The organism is Exiguobacterium sp. s168, from assembly GCF_018619035.1.
GTDB classification, from domain to species: domain Bacteria; phylum Bacillota; class Bacilli; order Exiguobacteriales; family Exiguobacteriaceae; genus Exiguobacterium_A; species Exiguobacterium_A acetylicum.
The window spans coordinates 67856-74470 of sequence record NZ_JACSNE010000013.1; the positions used below are offsets into that span (position 1 = coordinate 67856).

Annotated in this window: 5 protein-coding genes and 1 riboswitch; all 5 genes read left to right on the plus strand. The window is 39.8% G+C overall.

Annotated elements, in window-relative coordinates:
- The first annotated feature begins 60 nt into the window (after window positions 1-60).
- The 5 genes from KNQ15_RS09450 (at window position 61) to KNQ15_RS09470 (ending at window position 6266) form a co-directional block, all read left to right on the plus strand.
- On the plus strand, window positions 61-1161 hold the full coding sequence (locus tag KNQ15_RS09450; protein WP_214729016.1) for a DUF4236 domain-containing protein: 1101 nt from the start codon (window positions 61-63) through the stop codon (window positions 1159-1161).
- Window positions 1162-1439: 278 nt separating this feature from the next.
- Window positions 1440-1991, plus strand: coding sequence for a hypothetical protein (locus KNQ15_RS09455; protein WP_029340734.1), 552 nt, complete (start codon window positions 1440-1442; stop codon window positions 1989-1991).
- A gap of 502 nt (window positions 1992-2493) precedes the next feature.
- Window positions 2494-3498: a DUF2382 domain-containing protein gene (locus KNQ15_RS09460; protein WP_214729018.1), complete on the plus strand. Its 1005-nt coding sequence runs from the start codon at window positions 2494-2496 to the stop codon at window positions 3496-3498.
- Between the two features lie 231 nt (window positions 3499-3729).
- A riboswitch (purine riboswitch) is annotated at window positions 3730-3831 on the plus strand.
- Between the two features lie 135 nt (window positions 3832-3966).
- Window positions 3967-5271: an NCS2 family permease gene (locus KNQ15_RS09465; protein WP_029340736.1), complete on the plus strand. Its 1305-nt coding sequence runs from the start codon at window positions 3967-3969 to the stop codon at window positions 5269-5271.
- Window positions 5272-5354: 83 nt separating this feature from the next.
- Window positions 5355-6266, plus strand: a complete 912-nt coding sequence (locus tag KNQ15_RS09470; protein ID WP_214729024.1) for a proline dehydrogenase family protein — start codon at window positions 5355-5357, stop codon at window positions 6264-6266.
- The last annotated feature ends 349 nt before the right edge of the window (window positions 6267-6615 follow it).

Here is a 6615-nt window from a genome sequence, read left to right on the forward strand (position 1 = left end):
GATAAAATTTACATTAATAATTAATACATGTATATTTAATATAGTGAGGAGAGGGTCGAATTGGGATTAGGATTTAGAAAGAGTTTCAAGATTGCACCTGGTGTAAGAGTTAATGTTTCGAATAAGAGTATTGGAATCAGTGGAGGCATTAAAGGGTTAAGGTATTCTGTAAATTCAAGAGGACAGCGTAGAACAACTGCAAGTATTCCTGGAACAGGTATTTCTTATACCAGTACATCAAGCTCTGGAAGAAGGTATAAAAGTGCTGCGATGAATAATAGACAGCAATTAATTCGTCAACAGAAAGAAATTGCAAAACAAGAGGAAATACAGAGAGCAAAATATGAGGTAGAAATGTATGAAAATAAAATCGAATTAATACATTCAATTCATAAAGAATGTGATGATACTTTCGACTGGTTAGATATAAGTCGTTCTAAACATCCGCATCACAATAATCAAATGGGTAGATATGAAATAGAAGCACAGCATAAGCTAGATTCTTTTAAACCTAGTCTATTGCAAAAAATTATGAAATCTAGTAATAAAGCTGAACAAAAACTACGTGAAGAGTTAAAAGCTGCTAAAGAAGAAGACCACAAAGAATTTCAAGAGCTACAAAGAACTATAGACATTGCTAAGAGAGTATTAGATAAAGATGTTGAAACCTATCTTAATGTTATTGAAGAACTTTCACCTTTGGAAAATCTTTTAGAATTTGGTAGTGGTTTTGAATTCTTCATTGATGACCCAGAGGTACTAGAGGTGGAATTTAACGTCCATTCGAAAAATGTAGTACCAATACAAGTTAAATCTTTAACTAAAACTGGTAAGCTTTCTATGAAAGACATGACTAAATCAAAGTATTATGATATTTATCAAGACTATGTTTGCAGTTGTGCAATTCGTATTGCTAGAGATATGTTCGCTGTTTTACCTTTCGAAACTATAGTTGTGCATGCCGTGGATGAACGACTTGATACAACTACAGGTAAGGAATCAATAATTACAATTCTTTCTGTAAAATTTATTAGAGGAACACTCAATGCTCTTAATTTTGAAGCACTCGACTGCTCAGATTCAATGATGAACTTTGTTCATAACATGGATTTTAAGAAGACGAAAGGATTTTTACCTGTAGATAAATTAAAATTCATTTAATTCCTTTCTAATTGTGACGGATTTTGCTCACTTAATTAAAGGAGTAACTATCTAGTTTAATAAAAGGGATTCACTACTTTTAGTCTTTTTTCTACTTACTTTACTTATGTTTTACTATCTAATGCTGTGTTAATTAATCTCAAAATTCGATTTTAAAATGAAACTCTCTTTTATTCGGATGATTTATGAATGAGAGTGAGTTTTTTTGTGACCAATAGTATGGAGCTGTTTCTTCAACTCTTGAATACATCATTAAAAGAAACAGGAGGCGCACTCTCATGATAGATTGGACATGGACTGAAGTCGATCGACTAGAAAAACAAGAGAAATGGAATGAAGCCAAAGTATATCTTTTAAAATCTTGGAGACAACATCCTGATGATCTCAAAACAGTCATTCGACTGGGCTTTTTTTGTTGGTACGTCACCTTTGAACATGGACCATTAGGAATTACAGAGAACGACATAGATATTAAGGAATTAGAATCTTTACTAAAGGAAGTTACACATGATGGTTTACGTCATTTTATGAACTATGAGGATTTTCTATGGTGTTTTGGTTATATGATTTCGATGACTCCTTATTATTTTGGAGAGTACAACGAGTGGGAAGAAAAAGGGACATCCATGTTACGACGTGCTCATGAATTATGTCCAGATGAACCGATTTATGCTTATTCTTATCTCAGGTCATTCTCAAATACTTACGGAACACGTGAAAACGAATTACAACAGATACAAAACGTATTAGAGAATCGTTTTAAAGGAGAGGGATTATTATCCGATTACTTTAAAAGTACGGTATTTAACATTAGACTTGATTTGAAATAGTAACGAATAGTCATCAAAAAAGTTTTTAATTCCGAACCTTCAGATAAAGTAAGTAGTTAAGTTTCGTTTTTATGGTTCAATCATAAATTTGACCATGCTATGATGTGGCTGTCTTTGTTTTTCATATCAATAAAAATATTATCGTATAATTCCGGGTACAAGGTTTGAGAGACTTTACAGGAACACCGTAATGATTGCTATTATGGCGCACATACAACATCGTACGTTTATTGAAACGGCTTTTACTTCTTAGGTAAGGGTCTTTTCTTGTTGCGTAGCATGACTTAAACGTTTTAAACAGGACGAATTTTAATAATGAGCATGCTCTAGTAAACAGGACCAATACATTTTAAAAAGACACCCGTAACTAAAAAAGATGTACAAAAAAATCAGGTTTAATCAGAAAAAAAGTAGGGGAAATCCAAACTGTTGGCATATAAGATTGATTTTCAAGAGCTAATTATTATTTTTTGTGGCATTTATTAAAAAGGAGGAAGAGATCATGACGAGAAAAGAAGGTACATTTATCCAAGTATTTAATACCCAAGCGGAAGTACTGAGTAAAGTAAACGAATTAAAAGCGCAGGGATATGACGAAAGAGATATGTATGTCGTGGCTCAAGATAAACATTCCTTCTCTATGGTAGAGAATCAGACAAACGTCAATGTAGATACTGCCGGTGAACAAGAGCACCAAGGATTTATGGGGAAATTCATGGCTGCCTTTTCCGACGACTCTTCTACGGAAGCATTCCGGGGAATGGGCTTATCGCATGATGAATCAGAAGAATACCGTCGTCAGGTAGAAAGCGGCAAGTTGGTTTTATATGTAGACAGCGACTATGGCGATTCTTACGAAAAGCATAATCAAAGCTACAACCAAACTTCTGGAGTAAACGATAATCAATATGATCGCACGGGAGTCGAAGCAAATCGGAATCACAACGACCATCTTTCTGATAATGGTTCTCTTTCCGGTATAAATCGAGACCCAGGCTACGATAACACTCTAGGTGCAGATCGAAGCCGAGAATATGACGATACTTCAGGCGTCGATCAGTCTGATATAGATCGGACTGGCGTTACTGAAATGAACAGTGATACAGAAGAAGAACGCCTTCGCCTGCATGAAGAGCGGTTAAATGTAGATAAAGAAAGAGTGCAAACAGGGGAAGTAAACGTCAGTAAACACGTAGTCGAAGATCAACAATCGATCGAGGTGCCGGTAGAGCGGGAAGAAGTTTATGTGGAACGGCGTAAAGTGGATCATAATGCGTCGGGAACAGATGCTTTTGTAGATGAGAACGACTCCATCCACGTACCGCTTTCAGAAGAAAAGGTAGTAGTATCAAAAGAAGATGTAGTCTCTGAAGAAATTGTTGTTGGAAAACGTAAAGTGCGAGATACAGAAACTGTATCTGAAACGGTACGACGCGAGGAAGCAGATATTGATGAAGGTACGGATACCAGAACGGACGTAGAACGTGACGATCGTAAACGACTGTAATAGATCAAACTAAGAGGGGAGATAGCGATCAGCTATCTCCTTTTTTAAGGAAATTAAAAAGAATAATGGATGCCTCATTCATTACGTCTTTTTACTGCAAATTAAAGATAACTCAAAAATAACGCTTACAAAACCGAACGTTCGGATAAAATAAGTGGTTAAATTTCGTTTTTATGGTTGACCCGTGAATTTGAGCATGCTACGATGTGTCTGTTCTTATTTTTCATACCACTAAAAAAACATAAATAATGCCGTATAATTCTGGGGATAGGGCCCGGAAGTCTCTACAGGAACACCGTAAAGGTTCCTACTACGGCGCACACGCAGCATCGTGCGCTTATTGAAACGGCTTTTACCGCTTAGGTAAGGGCCGTTTTTTGTTTTCAAGGAGACGGCTTATTTGGAAGGAAGGCAATCATGAGCACACAATTGAAACAGCCACACCAACCGAAAGCAAAAGAAAATGCGATTGCGCGTTTCTTTGATTTCAATGGGCTTGGTACGAACATGCGTACAGAGTTCATCGCCGGCATGACGACATTCTTCGCCATGGCGTACATCTTATTCGTTAACCCGAATACATTAGCCGAAGCAGGCATGGATGCAGGAGCGGTCTTCGGTGCTACAGCACTTGTCGCAATCATCGGTTCCGTCACGATGGGATTACTCGCGAACTATCCAATCGCGCTTGCACCAGGAATGGGACTAAATGCTTTCTTCGCCTACAGCGTCGTCATCGGAATGGGCATTCCATGGCAAACCGCACTTTCAGGTGTTCTCGTCTCAGGTCTTGTGTTCATGGTATTAACGGCTTCAGGTATTCGCGAGATGATCATCAATGCGATTCCAGAACCATTGAAAATGGCAGTTGCAGCAGGGATCGGTTTATTCATCGCATTCATCGGTTTAAAGACAGGTGGCTTAGTCGTCGCGAATGAAGCGACGCTCGTCTCGCTCGGTGATTTAAGTAAAGGAACAACGCTTCTCGCGGTATTTGGTCTTGTCGTATCTGCGGTCCTAATGACGCGTGGTGTTAAAGGGGCAATCTTCTTCGGAATGATCCTAACGGCAGTTGCCGGAATGATTTTCGGTTTGATTCCAGTTCCAACAAGTCTTGGTGAAGTCATTTCAGCACCACCGAGCATCGCACCGACGTTTGGACAGGCATTCCTTCACTTTGATGAAATCTTCACGGTTCAAATGATGATCGTCATCCTAACTTTCTTCTTCGTTGATTTCTTCGATACAGCAGGTACACTGGTTGCAGTAGCAAACCAAGCCGGTCTGATCAAAGAAAATAAAGTACCACGTGCAGGTCGCGCATTAATCGCTGACTCAACAGCAACCGTAGCGGGTTCGATTCTCGGAACGTCGACGACGGTTTCCTACATCGAGTCAAGTGCAGGGGTCGCAGCGGGCGGTCGTTCAGGAATGACGGCAATCGTCACAGCGTTATTCTTTGGTCTCGCTTTATTCTTCTCACCATTGCTCGCAATCATTACAGCACCGGTCACAGCACCCGCATTGATCATCGTCGGTGTGTTGATGGCAGCTTCACTGCTTCAGATTGATTGGAAAAAATTTGAGTACGCTGTTCCAGCTTTCTTGACCGTCATCATGATGCCGTTGACGTATTCAATCGCAACAGGGATTGCATTCGGCTTCCTCTTCTATCCGGTCACGATGATCGCGAAAGGACGAGCAAAAGAAGTGCACCCAATCATGTACGTGTTGTCACTCGGCTTCCTCGGTTACTTCATCTGGTTGCACTAATCCAAACTGCGTCTTTCTTCTATATAGAAGAAAGACGTTTTTTTGTTAGGAGAGGGTAAGGAAGAAGAGAGAGGGTGATTCAGATGTTACAGCAGATTACTGGACCTGTATTTGAATACTTGGCTGAGAACAGACTGTTGATTCAACTAGCTAGAAAAGTCGGATTACCACTTGGTGGGACGTTATTCGTCGGAGGGCAGGGCGCTGAAGAGACACTCGACACGGTCAAACAATTCAATCAAGATGGACGAGCCGCCACAATAGATTGTTTAGGCGAGTTCGTCGAGACAGAACAGGACGCGGTAGATATCGCGGATGAATGCATCAAAGTCATCGGACAGATCAAAGCATATGATCTAGACGCGCAAGTATCTTTAAAGCTGACATCGATCGGATTAAGAATTGATCCGGATATCGCCTATCAACAGTTGAGTCGCATCGCGGAAGTTGCAGATCAAAAAAACATGCGTGTGACAGTCAATATGGAAGAGGCGGTGATGATCGAGTCGATCGTCCGAGTATTCGAGCGTGTACATGAACATTATCCGAACGTCGGGATTGCGCTACAGGCAAACGTCTATCGAAGTCGATTTGATTTAGAGTATCTTCAGGCAACAGTGCGTGTCGTCAAAGGGGCATATGACGGAGACGATGAAACTTATATTCAACCAAAGAAGACAGTAGATGAGACATACCTTCAATTAGTAAAAGTGAATTTGCTAAATGGGAACTACACGCAAATCGCGACACACGATGAACAGATCATTCGACAAATCATTGACTTTACTCAAATGAAACAGATTGATCGATCACAGTTTGAATTTCAAATGCTTCAAGGCATGCGACCGAAACGACAACAAGAGTTAGTTCGACAAGGTTATCGTGTTGTCATCTACGTGCCGCATGGTGTCGACTGGTATACGTATTTGATGAGACGGTTAGCAGAACGCCCGGCAAATATCGCGTTTACAGTAGGTGCCATGTTAAGAAGGTAAAGACTTTGCAAAGAGGATTTAAACTCTTTGCAAAGTTTTTTTGAAATAATGCTTGTGTTTGTCGAATTTTGTTGTTATATTAATAAATGTTCCAGCGAGACGCCTTTTATAAACGGTTCGTTGGGGCTGAAAAGTTTTTTAAAAAAGCATGGTTGACATAAACAAAACAACCTGTTAATCTATTAAAGTCGCTAAGGCGGCAGACGAACTTTGAAAACTGAACGATGAGGCAAAAAACGTATTCTACGGAATACAAACATGAATGAAGCGCAAGCTTCGTCAATCGTGACTTCGGTCACAAAAACGAGCAAGTCAAACACTTCATGGAGAGTTTGATCCTGGCTCAGGA